The sequence below is a fragment of the Streptomyces sp. NPDC007917 genome (assembly GCF_042959105.1).
Classification (GTDB): Bacteria; Actinomycetota; Actinomycetes; order Streptomycetales; family Streptomycetaceae; genus Streptomyces.
Genome location: NZ_JBIBKK010000002.1, coordinates 123,137 through 138,256 on the forward strand (window position 1 = coordinate 123,137; position 15,120 = coordinate 138,256).

The 15,120-nt window shown below is 73.0% G+C and carries 6 protein-coding genes and 1 pseudogene; 6 read left to right on the forward strand and 1 reads right to left on the reverse strand.

What is annotated here, in order from left to right; genetic code table 11:
- Positions 1 to 154 precede the first annotated feature (154 nt).
- From ACFZDL_RS03635 to ACFZDL_RS03655, 5 genes are all read left to right on the forward strand, one after another.
- Positions 155 to 886, forward strand: coding sequence for a dienelactone hydrolase family protein (locus ACFZDL_RS03635; RefSeq protein ID WP_353591176.1), 732 nt, complete (start codon positions 155 to 157; stop codon positions 884 to 886).
- Between the two features lie 148 nt (positions 887 to 1,034).
- Positions 1,035 to 3,278, forward strand: a complete 2,244-nt coding sequence (locus ACFZDL_RS03640; protein WP_353591177.1) for a protein kinase — start codon at positions 1,035 to 1,037, stop codon at positions 3,276 to 3,278.
- A 291-nt stretch (positions 3,279 to 3,569) separates the two neighbouring features.
- A complete protein-coding gene (locus tag ACFZDL_RS03645; protein WP_353591178.1) occupies positions 3,570 to 9,896 on the forward strand; it encodes a beta-ketoacyl synthase N-terminal-like domain-containing protein in 6,327 nt (2,108 codons plus the stop codon).
- A complete protein-coding gene (locus ACFZDL_RS03650) occupies positions 9,889 to 12,393 on the forward strand; it encodes a hypothetical protein (RefSeq protein WP_353591179.1) in 2,505 nt (834 codons plus the stop codon). The genes ACFZDL_RS03645 and ACFZDL_RS03650 overlap by 8 nt, the downstream gene beginning before the upstream one ends.
- Positions 12,390 to 13,970 (forward strand): PfaD family polyunsaturated fatty acid/polyketide biosynthesis protein, encoded by a 1,581-nt coding sequence (locus ACFZDL_RS03655; protein WP_353591180.1) that lies wholly within the window; start codon positions 12,390 to 12,392, stop codon positions 13,968 to 13,970. Before ACFZDL_RS03650 ends, ACFZDL_RS03655 begins: the two co-directional genes overlap by 4 nt.
- Before the next feature lie 133 nt (positions 13,971 to 14,103).
- Here the strand turns inward: ACFZDL_RS03655 and ACFZDL_RS03660 are convergent, their stop codons facing one another.
- A complete protein-coding gene (locus ACFZDL_RS03660) occupies positions 14,104 to 14,577 on the reverse strand; it encodes a carboxymuconolactone decarboxylase family protein (protein WP_353591181.1) in 474 nt (157 codons plus the stop codon).
- Positions 14,578 to 14,777: 200 nt separating this feature from the next.
- Here ACFZDL_RS03660 and ACFZDL_RS03665 point away from each other — a divergent pair.
- Positions 14,778 to 15,017 (forward strand): annotated as a pseudogene (locus tag ACFZDL_RS03665) (PIG-L family deacetylase); the annotation flags it as partial.
- Positions 15,018 to 15,120 lie beyond the last annotated feature (103 nt).

Genomic DNA, 15,120 nt, shown 5'->3' on the forward strand with positions numbered 1-15,120 from the left:
GGGTCGGATCAGGCCTCGTGATACTGTCGGCCCCGCCGTGCGCCGCTGCGAACCGAGGAGGTGAGACCGATCAACACTGTGACAGGTCGGGCCTTCCTCCCCCGCATGGCCTAGGGAGTGCCCGCAGAAGGCATCCCGAAAGGCTTGCGCCGCTATGCGTTTCACCTCTGACACCTCGTACGACAGTGTCCGCGAACAGCTCTTCACCCTCGGCGAGCTTCCCGGCGCGCTGTGGACGCCGGAAGGTGCCGCCGGCACCCGTCCCCTGGTCCTGCTGGGACACGGCGGCGGTCAGCACAAGAAGGCCCCCGACATCCTGGCCCTCGCGCGCCGCTTGGCGGCCGAACGCGGTTTCGCGGCGCTGGCGGTCGACGTGCCCGGCCATGGCGACCGGCCGAGCGACGAGAAGTACGGCCGGATCGCGGCCGAGAACCACGCTCGTGTCGAGGCCGGAGAAGAGCCGGCTCCGCTGATCGCCCGCTTCCAGGCGCTCGTGGCCCGCCAGACCGTCCCGGAGTGGCAGGCCGCCCTGGACGCGGTCCAGCGGCTCGACCACGTCGGCGCCGGTCCGGTGGGCTACTGGGGCATCTCTCTGGGGTGCGGACTCGGCGTTCCGTTCGTCGCCGCCGAACCCCGGGTCCGCGCGGCGGTGTTGGGCCAGGGCGGGGCCCTGGCCGCGGCCGAGGACGCCGCGCGGATCACCGTCCCGGTCGAATTCCTGGTGCAGTGGGACGATGAGCGAGTGCCGCGGGCGCAGGCCCTGGCGCTGTTCGACGCCCTGGCCTCGGCCGAGAAGACGCTGCACGCCAACCCCGGTGGACACGGGGAGGTCCCGGCCTTCGAACTGGACAGCACGCTGCGGTTCTTCTCCCGGCACCTCGTCTGACCAACGCCGCTCACTCCGGCCCCGCGGATTCTCGTAACTCCCGTTACCCTGGCACGGCTTGATCGCTGATTCGCACCAGCGCGCATGGCGCACGGGGCGCATCCGGGCAACAGCACGGACGGGGGACGCACATGGGGAGTGACGCCGCATGGCCGGAATGAAGCTCTACTCGCTCGAATCCAACGATCCGCCGCGGCTCGGCCCCTACCGGCTGCTGCGGCGGATCGCCACCGGCGGCATGGGCCGTATCTATCTCGCCCGGCAGGAGGCCCCCGGGACCGCCGCCAGCGCCGCCGGCCCCACCGGCACCGTGGTGGACCACGGGCTCGTGGCGGTCAAGACACTTCTCGCCGAGGGGTTCGTGAGCAGGCCGGACCGGGAGCGGTTCGCCCGCGAGGTGGAGCTGGCGGGGCGGGTCGACAGTGCGTACACCGCCACGGTGCTCGACGCCAACCCCAAGGCGGAGCGCCCGTGGCTCGCCATCGAGTTCATTCCGGCGCCGAGCCTGGGCGAACTCGTCGTCAGCGCGGGAACGCTGCCCACGGGCGCCGTGCGCCGGATCGCGGCCGGGGCGGCGCGGGCGCTGGTCGAGCTGCACGGTCTGGGGGTCGTCCACCGGGACATCAAACCCCTGAACATCCTGCTGCCCCATGACGGCCCCCGCCTCATCGACTTCGGCATCTCGCACGCCCACGACCACACCAGCTCGACCACGACCATCGGCACCTTCGCCTTCACCTCGCCGGAACAGGCGTGCGGCAAGAAGTCCACCGCCGCGTCCGACCTGTACTCCCTGGGCGCCACGCTCTTCTTCCTCGCGGTCGGCCGCCCGCCGTACGAGCAGACCGACCACCCCTTCGGCGTCCTCGCCCTCGTCCAGCGCGGCGAGCTCGACACGAGCGGGCTGCCGCCCGAGCTGGAACCGCTGATCCTCCCCTTGCTGCGGGTCGACCCCGGAAGCCGTCCCACCCCGTCCGACCTGCTGCGGGACGTCCTCGCCGACCTCGACCAGGGCACGGCGGACCTGGGCGCCGAGCAGCGGCTGCCGCAGGCGTGGACCGAGCTGATCGAGGAGTACGCGGAGCAGGGGCGCCAACTGCGCAGCGAGGCGGTGGACTTCGCCGCGGCGGAGGCGCCGACTCAGGTGAGGTCCGAGGGCGCTCCCGAGCGCGCGGACGAGGCGCTGAGCGAGATGCGCGAGCAGTTGGAGGCCCTGCGCAAGCAGCGGGACGCCTTGATGCAGGCGCAGGCCGAGGAGCAGGCGGAGGCGGCGGCACGGGAGCTCGCGCGCCGGGAAGAGGAGGAGCGCAGGCACAGGGAACAGGCGCGGAAGGACGAGGCGGAACGCCGGGAGCGGGAGCGCAAGGATCAGGAGAGGAGGGAGAAGGAGAGGAAGGAGAAGGAACGGAGGGAGCGCGAGCGCAAAGAACGCGAGCGCAAGGAACGCGAGCAGAAGGAGAAGCAGCGCAAGGAGCGCGAGCGAATAGCGCACGAGAAGACCGAGACCGCCACCAAGAACAAGAGCACCGGCACGGCGTCGACGCCCAAGGCCACGCCGAAGTCCGGAGCGGCCAAACAGCCCGCCAAGAGTACGGGCTCCTCGGAGAGTTGGGGCGGCCTGCTGCTGGTTGCGCTCATCATCGGGGCCCTGATCTGGCACCCCTGGGACAAGAAGGACGACGACACCCCGAGCAGCAGCCCGAGCTCACGTGTCACCCTCTCCAGCAGCAGCGGAACCACCAGCGGCCTCGGAGACGACGACAGCGACAGCGGCACCGACAGCGGCACCGACACAGACAGCTCCTCCAGTTCGTCGAGCGGCGGCGTCGATGACACCGAGACCGAGCCCGAACCCGAGCCGGAGACCACCTCCCCCGAGCCCGAGCCCGACCCCACCGAAGAGGCGTTCAAGGCCGTCTCGTACGGGGACTGCCTGGACGTCGTCGACACCGGTTACGGCGGCACCACCAAGTACGACTGGAGCGAGGAGGAGCCGAACACGACGTCCTGCGGCTACGGGACGCGCGTGAAGGTCACCGGTACCACCGGCGACTGCCCGTCCGGCGTGGGCAAGGCCACTTGGTCGTACTACTCCACCAGCAGCGGCGAGCGGACCGAGCTCTGCCTCACCGGCCAGTACCGCCAGGGTGACTGCCTGCTCGCCAAGCACGAAGGCAACAACGTCAGCAGCATCGCCATGCTGTCGTCCCCGAACTGCACGGACCGCCGGGTTCCCGTCCCGTACAACGAGATCCTGGTCGTCACGGACATCTACCGGGCGACGGGCGCCGGCGCCGAGGTGTGCCGCCACGGGCAGTACGACAGCAACACGTACTGGTCCACGGAGGTGGACGACGGCGCGACGATGCTGTGCATGAAGGCGTACGACTGAGGCGGGCGGCGGGACAGGCCTGAGGCGCACGGGGATCAGGGGCCCGGCACGTTTCAATTCCATGGGCTCCCTCATACGGGTGAACTTTCCGGTGTGGCGCGGCCGCCCCAGCCGGACCGCCCCATCAGGCGCCCCCCGAAGAACTCGCAGGTGCCACAGCATGGGAGCAACCGAAACGTGATCAACAAGGGCCGCGGGAGACGACTCTTCATCTCATAGACTTCCGGCGGCAGTTGATCTTCACTGACGGCCTTCCCCGGACCTTTCCCGATCTCCCCTCAGGAGAGCCCTATGTTGGCTGACGCCGTCGACAACCGGCTGGCCCGAAACCCGATCGCGATCGTGGGACTCGCGGGGCTCTTCCCCCGGGCGATGAACGTGCGGGAGTTCTGGAGCAACATCGTGGCCGGCACCGACTGCATCGAGGAGGTCCCGGAATCCCGCTTCAGCGTCGCCGACTACTTCGATCCCGATCCCTTCGCCGAGGACAAGACCTACTGCCGGCGCGGCGGCTTCCTCCCCCCGTTCCGCTTCGACCCCCGCGAGTTCGGCATCCCCCCCAACACGCTGGACGCCACCGGGCTGATCCAGCTGCTCAGCCTCCATGTGGCCAAGGACGTGCTGCGGGACGCCGGCTGCGACACCGCAAAGTGGTACGACCCGGCGCGGACCGGGGTGGTGCTCGGAGTGTGCGGCGGGAGTTCGAGCATGATGCCGCTGGCGGCCCGGCTCCAGACGCCCGCGCTCAAGGCGGCGGCCCTCAGCTGCGGCCTGAGCGAGCGGGACGCCGAGGAGATCGCGCGCCGGTACACTGCGGCCTTCCCGCCGTGGACGGAGAACTCCTTCCCCGGTTTCCTGGGCAACGTCGTCTCCGGCCGGATCGCCAACCGCCTCAACCTCGGCGCCTTCAACGGCACCGTGGACGCCGCCTGCGCCAGCTCCCTCGCCGCGCTGCGGATGGCCGTCAGCGAGCTGGTCGGACATCGCGCCGACCTCATGATCACCGGCGGCTGCGACGCGGACAACACCGTCTTCTCCTTCATGTGCTTCAGCAAGACCCCGGCGCTGTCGCCGAGCGGCGAGATACGCCCCTTCGACGAGGACGCCGACGGCACCCTCGTGGGAGAGGGCATCGGGATGCTGGCCCTCAAGCGGCTGGCTGACGCCGAGCGCGACGGCGACCGGGTCTACGCCGTCATCCGAGGCCTCGGCACCTCGAGCGACGGCCGGTCTCAGAGCATCTTCGCGCCCTGCGGAGACGGCCAGCTCACCGCGTTGCGCCGGGCCTACGAGGACGCCGACTGCCCGCCGTCCTCGGTCGGGCTGATCGAGGCCCACGGCACCGGCACCACCACCGGTGACGACGTGGAACTCGGGGCGCTCAACACACTGATGGCGACGCCCGGAGACCGGCGGTACGCGGCCGTCGGCAGTGTGAAGTCCCAGATCGGGCACACCAAGGCGGCGGCCGGCGCGGCCGGGCTGATCAAGGCGGCCCTGGCCCTGCACCACAAGGTGCTGCCCGCCACCATCAACGTCCGCACCCCAACCGCCGCGGCCCGGCAGGAGGACGCGGCGCTGTACGTCAACACCACCACCCGCCCGTGGATCCGCGACCCGCGGCGCCCGGTGCGCCGGGCCGGGGTCTCCGCGTTCGGCTTCGGCGGGGTCAACGCGCACGCCGTACTGGAGGAACACCAACCCCCCAACGGCGCGACCGACGCGACGCGCACCCTGCACACCGCCCCGCGAGCCCACCTCTGGCACGCCCCGACCCCCGAGGCGCTGCGCGAACTGCTCGAACGCGGCGAACAGCTGGCCGCCCGCGGCGAGATACCCGCCGACCACGCCCGTCTGGGCTTCGTCGCCACCGCCGACTCCTATGCCGACCTGCTGGCCAAGGCCATGGCACAGTTCGACGCGCACCCCGGCCTTGCTCGCTGGACTCACGCGGACGGCATCTGGTACCGCGCCGCCGCGCTCCCCGCGGACGGCAAGGCGGCGGCGCTCTTCGCCGGCCAGGGCAGCCAGTACGTCAACATGGGCCGCGAGGCGCTGCTCTGCGTCCCACCGGTGCGCGCCGCCTTCGACGCGGCCAACGCGCCGTACGCTGAGGCCGATCCGCCCCGGGAGCTGCTGTCCGACGTCGTCTACCCGGCGCCCGGGCGCGACGGGAAGGACCTGCGGCGGGCCTCCGAGCGGCTGCGCCGCACCACCTACGCCCAGCCGGCCATCGGGGCGTTGTCGATGGGGCAGTTCCGCTATCTGTCCGGACTCGGCTTCGCGCCGGACGGCGTGCTCGGCCACAGCTTCGGCGAGCTGACCGCCCTGTGGGCCGCCGACTGCCTCGACGACGCCGGTTTCCTCGCCGCCACGGCGGCCCGCGCCGAGGCGATGGCCCCGCCCGCCGACGCGGCCGGGCACGACCCGGGTGCCATGGCCGGCGTGCGCACCTCGCCCGCCCGGCTCGACGCGCTGCTCGCCGAGTTCCCCGAGCTGACGGTGTGCAACCGGAACGCGCCCGAGGAGGTGGTGGTCGGCGGTCCCACGGCCGCCGTTGAGCGGTTCACCGCGGCCTGTGGCGAGCGCCGCATCCCGGCGCAGCGGCTGTCCGTCGGAGCGGCCTTCCACACCCCGCATGTCCAGCACGCCGTCTCCTCCTTCGCCCGCCGGATCGCCGACATCCCGCTCCGTGCCCCGCGCGTCCCGGTGTACGCGAACACTCCGGGAGCGAGCTATGGCGAGGACCCCGCGGCGAACCGCGAGGTGCTGACGCGGCAGATCGTCGACACCGTCGACTTCGAGGCCAGGCTGCGGCAGATGTACGCGGACGGCTTCCGGGTCTTCGTGGAGTTCGGACCGAAGCGCACCCTCTCCCAGTTCGTCGAGCACACACTCGGCGATCAGGGGGTGGACATCGTCTGGACGGACATCGGCACCGGTGGCGACAGCGCGCTCGCCCTGAAGCAGGCCGCCGTCCAACTGACCGTTCTGGGGCTGCCGCTGAGCGGCATCGACCGGTACGACGAGCCGGTGCCGCCGCGCCCCGCCGCGTCCGCGGTGGCCCGGGTCCTCGACGGCCCGCAGTTCGCCACGATCGCCCGCCAGGAGGAGTACCAGCGCGTCCTCGACACGCCGTACCGGGTGGCCGAGCCCGTCGGCCGGGAGCCGGAGCCCGTCGCCGCGCCACAGACCGCGGCCCCCGCCCACGACGATCCGCTGGGGCGCGCCGCGGCCGAGCACCTGACGATGCACACCCGCTATCTGGACGGGCAGCTGCGGACCGCCGACCAGTTGGTGAACCTGCTGAACGAGGGCGTCGGCGGCGGCTCGGCCGAGGCGGTCCTCGCCGGGATCACCGCCATCCGGGACCACAGCGTGGCGCTCGGCGAGGCTCACGCCCGCGCCAGCGAGGTGCTGGGCGATCTGCTGCGCCTTCCCACGGGCGTGACGCCGACGGGGTATTCGCCGGGCGGCACGGCCGACGGGCCCCTGAGCGATGTGAACGGGGCGCCCGCCGCGTTCGCCGCGGCCGACGGGCATGTGCTCGACACACCGTCGCACCCCGGTGGTCTGCCCGCCGTGGACGGACCGCCGCAGAGCCCGGCCCCGCTCGTACCCGTCGAGCCCATCGGCCCCGTCGTACCCGTTGAACCCATGGGGCCCGGCGAAGCGGGCACGCCGACCGGCAAATCCGCGCTCGAAGTGCTCCGCGACGCCGATTTCGACGCCGCGATCGACCCCGAGCTCCGCGCCGAGCTGGCCAACCTCGATCCCGTGGAGATCGAGCAGGTGATGCGGGAGGTGGTGGCCGAGAAGACCGGCTACTCGATCGACATGATCGATCCCGACATCGATCTGCAGACGGAGCTCGGCATCGACTCCCTCAAGCAGTTGGAGATCGCCTCCGAACTCTGGCGCCGCTACCCGGTCTTCTCCCGGGAGGAGATCTTCCGCTTCACGGCGGCCCGAACCGTCCGGGACTTCGCCACGCTGATCCCCGAGGTGCTGAAGAACCCCACCACCAATCTCCGTGTCGCCGCCTCGGTGCCGCTGGGCCGGGCGCACATCGGCTGGCGCGGTCTGCCCGAGCCGGACGTCCTGCTCGGCGCCTATGCGGAACAGCCACGCGCCGTACTGGTCGACGACGGCGGGGAGCTGAGCGGCTGGATCGCCACGGCGCTCCGGTCGCGCGGCTGGTGGGTCGGCCGGCTCGCGCTGCCCGGGACCCGCACCGCGTCCGGAGAGTCAGAACCGGACACCTGGCAGCCGGCCGACTGGGGCGAGGAGAGCCTGGCGGAGCAGGTCCGCCTCCTTGACGCCGCCGTGCCGCGCCTCGACCTGTGCCTGCTCCCCTTCAGCGGCGACCCGGGGACCGACCGCGACGACGCCGTGCGCCGCCTGGCCCACGCCGTCCTGGTCGCCAAGCATCTGCGTCAGCCCCTCGGCGGGGCGGCGGCCGGCGGCACCCGCGCCGGGTTCGTCGCCGTCACCCGGCTCGACGGCGCGCTCGGCTACGCCGGCTCGGGCGGCGATTCCGACCGGGCGCTGGCCGGCGGCGTCACCGGGCTGGTCAAGTCGCTGGCCCTGGAGGCGCCCGAGCTCTTCTGCCGAACGGTCGACCTGGCTCCCGAGCTGACCGAGGAGGAGGTCGGCACCTGCCTCGCGGGCGAGCTCGCGGATGCCGCCGTCGACCTCCACGAGGTGGCCCGCCACCCGGCCGGGCGCCGTACGCCGGTCCTGGTCGCCGAGCCGGTCCCGCTGGTCGACGCGGCCGCGCCGGACGACCGGGGAGCAGTGGCCGCGCCGGACGACCGGAACGCAGCGGCCGCACCCGACGGCCGGGACGTGGCCGTCGAGCCGCCCGCGGAGCTGACGGCCGACGACACCCTGCTGGTCACCGGCGGCGCGCGGGGCATCACCGCCTGGTGCGCCATCGCCCTGGCGCGGCAGGTGCGCTGCGGCTACCTGCTGCTCGGCAGCACACCGCTTGCGGACGAGCCCGACTGGGCGGCAGGGCTCGACGGCCGGGAGGAGCTGAAGGCCGCCGCCGCCGAACAGCTGCGCGCCACCGGCCAGGACCCGGAGGAGCCGGCCGCCGTCGAGCTGATCGCCCGGCAGGTCCGCGAGACCACCGGCGGGCGCGAGATCCGGGCCACCCTGGCCGCCCTGCGCGATGCGGGCGCCGAGGCCGAGTACGTGGCCGTGGACCTGACCGACGCCGCGGCGGTGCGCGCGGCGCTGGGCCCGCACGCCGACCGGGTCACCGGCGTCGTCCACGGGGCGGGCGTCCTCGCCGACCAGTTCCTCGCCGACAAGGACGCGGAGGGTGTCGGGCGGGTGGTCGGCACCAAGCTGACCGGGCTCGGCAACGTACTGGACGCGCTCGACGCCGAACGACTGCGTCACCTGGTCGTCTTCACCTCCGTCTCGGGCATCTACGGAAACCTCCGGCAGGCCGACTACGCCCTGGCCAACGAGGCGCTGAGCCGGTTCGTCTGCGCCTGGAAGGCCAGGTATCCCGGCCGCCATGCCACCGCCCTGGCCTGGGGGCCGTGGGCCGGCGGCATGGCCTCCCCCGGCGTCCAGAAGCTGTTCATGCAGCACGGGGTGCCGCTGCTCGCCCGGGACGTCGGCGCCGGCTACTTCACCGAGCAGATGAGCCCCGAGCACGCCGCGGACCTGGTGACGGTCATCGGCCCGCTGGAGCCCATGTACCGGCGCAGCGAGACGCTGCCGGCCGGCGGCGTGGTCGTGGAGCGGCGGATGGCGGAGCTCGCCGCCGAGCCGCTGCTCGCCGACCACCGCATCCACGGCTGGCCGGTGCTGCCGCTGACGGCCGCGGTCGGCTGGGGCGTACGCGTGGTGGAGGCGATGCACGGCGGGCAGCCGGTCGTCGAGTGCCGCGACTTCAAGATCAGCAAGGGGCTGGTCTTCGACGGTTCGGTGGAGGACGACCGCTTCCTGCTGACGGTCTCGCCGCCCGAGAGGCCCGAGAGCGGGGACTCGGCCGCCATCGCCGTCCGGCTCAGCAGCGAACGGGAGGGCGCCGCGCAGGTGCTCCGCTTCGCGGGGAACTTCCTCCTCGAGAAACGGGCCACCCAAGCGCCGGAGATCGACCTGTCGCCCCACGAGCTCCCGGACTTCGACCCGCAGACCCACGAGGCGTACGAGGGCTTCCTCTTCCACGGGCCGACCCTGCGCGGCCTCGGACCGATCCTGGAGGAGCGGCCCGGCAGGCTCGTCCTCGCCGTCCGGATGGCCGACCCGGCCTTCGGCCAGGGCGCGTTCGCCGGGGCCAGGTACAGCCCGGCCCTCACGGACCTGCTGCTCCAGGCGGCGGCGCTGCTCGGCCGCCAGCGCCTCGGCCTGCTCTGTCTGCCGGTGTCGGTGGAGCGGGTTCAGCTCTTCGCGCCACTGCCCGCGGACGTGCCGTTCGTGCTCGTGGCCGAATCCGTCGAGGAGAGCCCCCTGCACCTGATCTGCACGGTCACCGCCTGCACCCCGGAGGGAAGGGTGCTCCAGCGGTGGAGCCGGATCGGCATGATCCTCACCTCACCGGAGATGAAGGACAGCGGCATCTTCCTGCCCGCGGAGCCCGGGGGACGAAATGGCTGACACCGGCGCTCCCGCCGGGGCCGACGGCGCCGCCACCGTCGCCGCCCACGGTGAATGGGGCTTCGACGCAGTCGAGGAACTGGGCTTCGAAGGTGAGCCGTTGCTCCTTCCTGCCCTTCCCGCCCCGTCCGCCGCGCCGGCTCCGCCCGCCCCGCAGGGCCTCGGCGACCTGAGCCACCTCGCGCGCGACATCGCCGACCGGGTCGGCCGCGCCCACGCGGCGGTGCTGGAGGCCCACGAGGCTGTCCAGCGGCACCTCCTCGCGCGCCATGCGCCGGGCGCGCGGCCCGCGGCGGCTCCCGCGCCGCAACCCACGGAATACATGGACCGCCCGGCGCGCGTCGAGCTGGTCCGGACGGTCCCGGCGGACGCGGCGTACAGCGTGGCGGGCCAGGCCGACCCGGTGTGGATCCTCGACGCCGCCGCGGCGGCCCTGCCCCTGCTCGGGGCACGCGGGCTGGCGCCGGCCGGGGCCGTCCACCGGCCCGGCCGCACCGACCTCAGCTGGCACCGGGAGCTGCCGGAGGCCGGGGCGGAGCTCCACGTGCGGGCGGGCGCCGAGGCCGTCCACCGGGACGAGCGCGGCACACGCTTCACGTTCGACTGGCAGGTCCACGTCGAGGGGAACCTCCTGGTCGAGGCCACCGGCACCGGTGGCTTCCTGACGCCCGGACATGCCACCCAGCAGCTGCCGGACGAGGCTCCCTGGCCGGAGCGTCAAACCCCTCGCTACCCGCGCCAGTTCCGCCCGCTGGCGGTCGCCCGGCGGTCCCGGCTGACCTGGCAGGAGCTGCGGGCCCTCGCCGGCGGATTCCTCACGGAGGTCCTCGGCCCCGACTTCGAGGGCGAGGGCACCGGCCCGCGGCTGCCAGGACCGGCCCCGCGGCTGATCGGCAGCATCACGGAACTGGCCTGCGAGGGAGGCCGTTACGGGCAGGGCAAGGTGGCCGCCGAGCTCACCTTCCACGGCGGCGGGCCCGCGCGCGGAGGGGACGCCACCCCGCTGCTTGCCGAGGCCGTCGCCGGTGTGCTCCAGGCGTACGCGCTGTACTGCGGGCTGCATCTGTGCCTGCCGGAGCCGCGCTTCCAGCCCTGGGACGGCGGCCCGACCGCCATCGAGGTGATCGACCCGGCCGCGCTCGGCTCCGCCCTGCGCTGCGAGCTCGACGTGGCCGAGGTGGGGCTCGTGCCCCGCCCGCACGTCGTCGCCGACGCCGTTGTCCTCGCCGGCGACCGGCCGGTGGCCCGTCTGCACGGCATCGGCGTGGCCCTCCACGAGCCGCCGGGCACCGACCTCGGCGCCCTGACGATCTGGGAGGCGCGCGACTCCCCGGCCGCCGCCCAGAAGTCGTTGCGGCAAAGCGGCGCACTGCAGCGGCTGCTGCTCGCCCACTCGGCCGAGGGCGACCTCTCGGCCGTCACCGGCGAACCCCAGGCGACCTCGGTGTCCCCGGTGACCGTGCGGCCCCGGCTGCCGCGCGGCGACCTGCTGATGGTCGACCAAGCGCTCGACTACGACGCCGAGCCTCTTGAATTCCGGACGGGCGCCACCCTCACCAGCGAGTACGCCGTCCACCCCGACCCCTGGTTCTGCCGGGAGAACGGCTCCGGCGCCGTGCCCAACCTCCTGTACATGGAGTCCAGCCTCCAGGCCGCCGCCCAGTTGAGCGCCGCCCAGGGCATGCTCGACCAGCATCGCGACAGCGCCTTCGTCTGCCGGAACCTGGAGGGCCGCGCCACCCTGCTCCGCCACGCCGACCCGCGCGGTCTCGCCCTGCGGCACCGCATCACGCTGGCCGACCACTCGAAGCTGCCGGGGGCGATCCTCCACCGTTACGCCTACGAGCTCAGCCTTCCCGACGGGCCGGTCTACTCGGGCGAGTCGGTCCACGGCTTCCTCACCAAGGAGGTCCTGGACAACCAGCAGGGGCTCGACGGCGGCCGGTGCGTTCCGCCCTGGCTGGACCGCCTTCCGGCGCGGCCCCCGGGGCTGCGCCGGCTCGACCTCTCCCACGACGTCCGGCTCGGCCGCGGGCGGTTCGCGCTGCTGCGCGAGGCCGACCTGGTGCCGGACGGCGGCGAACACGGCGCCGGATACCTCCTGTGGGAGCGGACGGTGCCGAAGGACGACTGGTTCATGGCGCACCACTTCCGCTTCGACCCGGTGATGCCCGGATCGGTGGGCGTGGAGGCGCTGTTCCAGTCCGTCGCGGCGTACGCGCTGCACACCGGCCTCGCCGACGCCCTGCCGGCCCCGGCCGCGCGGCCCGCGGCCCTCGTCGAGCTGGCCTGGAAGTACCGGGGGCAGATCACACCCGGTCACCGGCTGATGCGCGGCGAGGTCCACATCCGCCAGGTGCGGCCTCACGGCGACGGTCTCCTGCTCATCGCCGACGGCAGCGTATGGCGCGACGACCTGCGGATCTACCAGGTGGACAACATCGGCGTGGAGATCCTGCCGACCGGCGGGACGGCGGAGGAGCGGGTGTCGTCATGACAGTGCGGTACGACCCGGACGGGGTGTACGCCGTCCTCGCCGACCTGGACGCCCCCTGCTACATCGTCCGGAACGGGGACCGGATCGGCGCCACCGCCGAACCTCCGGGCGCGGGCGGCCCGTTGACCCCGCTGGCCGTCGCCGGGCCGATGCCGTCCACCCGGCTCGGCGAGTCCGGCTTCGGGCGCCGTCACGGCGTGTCCCATGCGTATCTCGCCGGTTCCATGGCCGCAGGCATCGCCTCGGAGGAGCTGGTGGCCGCGCTGGCCCGCGCCGGTTTCCTCGCCTCCTTCGGCGCCGCCGGCCTGCCTCCCGAACGGGTCGAGCGGGCCCTGACGCGGCTCGCTCGCGAGATCCCCGGCCTGCCTCACGCCGTCAATCTCATCCACACCCCGCACGCCCCGCACCTGGAGCGAGCGGTTGTCGACCTCTGTGTGAGGCACCGGCTGCGGTGTGTCGAGGCCTCGGCGTTCGTCCAGCTCACCCCCGACCTGGTCCGCTACCGGGTGGCGGGGCTGCGCCTGGGCCCCGGGGGCGGAGCGTACGCCGAGAACCGGCTGATCGCGAAAGTGTCCCGCGCGGAGGTGGCCGAGCTGTTCCTCCGCCCGGCGCCCGAGCCGATGGTCCGCGCCCTGTTCGACCGCGGCGAGATCACCGCCGAGCAGGTCGCCCTGGCGCGGCTCGTCCCGATGGCCGACGATCTGACCGTCGAGGCGGACTCCGCGGGACACACCGACCGCCGCCCGCTCGTCACCGCGCTGCCCGCGATGCTGCGGCTGCGGGACCGCGTCGCCCGCGAGCTCGGCCGCGCGACGCCGCAGGTACGGGTCGGCGCGGCCGGTGGCATCGGCACCCCGGAGGCGGCCCTGGCCGCCTTCAGCCTGGGCGCCGCCTACGTCGTCACCGGCTCGGTCAACCAGGCCTGCCTGGAGGCAGGCACCTCCCCGCAGGTCAAGGCGCTGCTCGCCGCGGCCGGACCCGCCGACTACGCGATGGCCCCGGCCGCCGACATGTTCGAGGGGGGTGCCGAGGTCCAGGTCCTCCGCAGCGGCAGCCTCTTCGCCGGCCGGGCACGCCGGTTGCACGAGCTCTACCGCACCCACGCCGGCCTGGACGAGCTCCCCGCCGCGGACCGCCGACGCCTGGAGGCGACGGTCTTCCAGCGCCCCCTGTCCGAGGTCTGGCAGGAGAGTGCGGACTATCTCGCCGAGCACCATCCCGAACAGCTCCTCCGCGCCGAGTTCGACCCCAAGCACCGTATGGCCCTGGTCTTCCGCTGGTACCTCGGCCAGTCGTCCCGCTGGGCCGTCACCGGCGCCGAGCGCGGCGGCGACTACCAGGTCTGGTGCGGGCCGGCGATGGGCGCGTTCAACGACTGGGCGGCCGGCTCCGTCCTGGCAGACCCCGGCCGGCGCCGGGTCGCCGATGTGGCACGCCATCTGATGCACGGCGCCGCGTTCCACCGCCGCCTCGCCCACCTCCGCTTCAGCGGGGTGCGGATCCCGGCGTCCTGCGCCACCTACCGGCTGCCGCCGGCGCCCGCGGCGGTGCCCGCCACCAGGGCGCGAACTGAGTAGGACCGCTCATGTCCTGGGGCCCGCTGGGGGCTTGGATAAGGAGTGTGACCGAAGAGTCGGCTGAGTTCCGTATGAGGCGGAGGGGGTGGACCTTCCCGTCCGGGAAGGCCGGGTGCTGCTCACCGGTTGCCGGTCAGCCGAACTGGCCGGGCTGGTAATCCCCGGCGGGCTGCTGGTTGATGACGTTGATGCGGTTGTAGGCGTTGATGACGGCGATGAGGGACACCAACGCGACGAGCTGCTCCTCGTCGAAGTGCTTGGCCGCGTTCGCCCATGCCTCATCCGTGACACCACCGGCCGCGTCGGCGATCCGGGTGCCCTGCTCCGCCAGTTCCAGTGCGGCCCGCTCCGAGTCGGTGAAGACCGTGGCCTCCCGCCAGGCCGCGATCAGGTTGAGGCGCAGCGAGGTCTCCCCGGCGAGGGCGGCTTCCTTGGTGTGCATATCAGTGCAGAAGCCGCAGCCGTTGATCTGGCTCGCGCGAATCTTCACCAGTTCCTGCGTCGCTGCCGGCAGCGTCGAGTCCGACACCACCTTGCCGGCCGAGTTGATGTGCTTCAGCACCTTGGCCGCGAGGGGATTGCCGAAGTAGTTGAGACGCGATTCCACGGTGATCTCCTAACCATGTTGCGGATACACACCAATGACCGGGCAGCCCTGCAGGGTGTGACAGGGCTGGGGCGTGACGCGCGTCTCATCCGCGGTGTCGTGGTGGGTCCTGCCCGGACTGCTGGAGGAGCCGGAGAAAGCCGGAGGGCGCCGGCCTGGCCGGAGTGGCAAGCTCTGTACCGACCAAGACCCACATCATGTGGAACGGTGTGCGCTGGGTCGCCGTCGCCAATTCCAAGGACCCCTCCCACGCCGTACGGGCCGACCGCGGCCTGGAGCGGGCGGTGCGCTCGCTGCTCGAGCACCGCGCCTACATCGAGGCATTGACCGAGGAGGATCCCGAGACGTATGTGCGTCGCTTCCTGACCGACAACGCCCATGCGGCGAGCGCGCGGTTCGGTGGCCAACCGGCCGTCGTCTTCGAGTTGTTCAGCCGATGACCTCACAGGTTTCCGGGTGGCCGACACCCCGCCCACGGGCGGACGGCCGGCCGTGGCGCATGCCGCACCGGGCAAGCCGTGAGGTGGCCGCGGGTCCGCCACG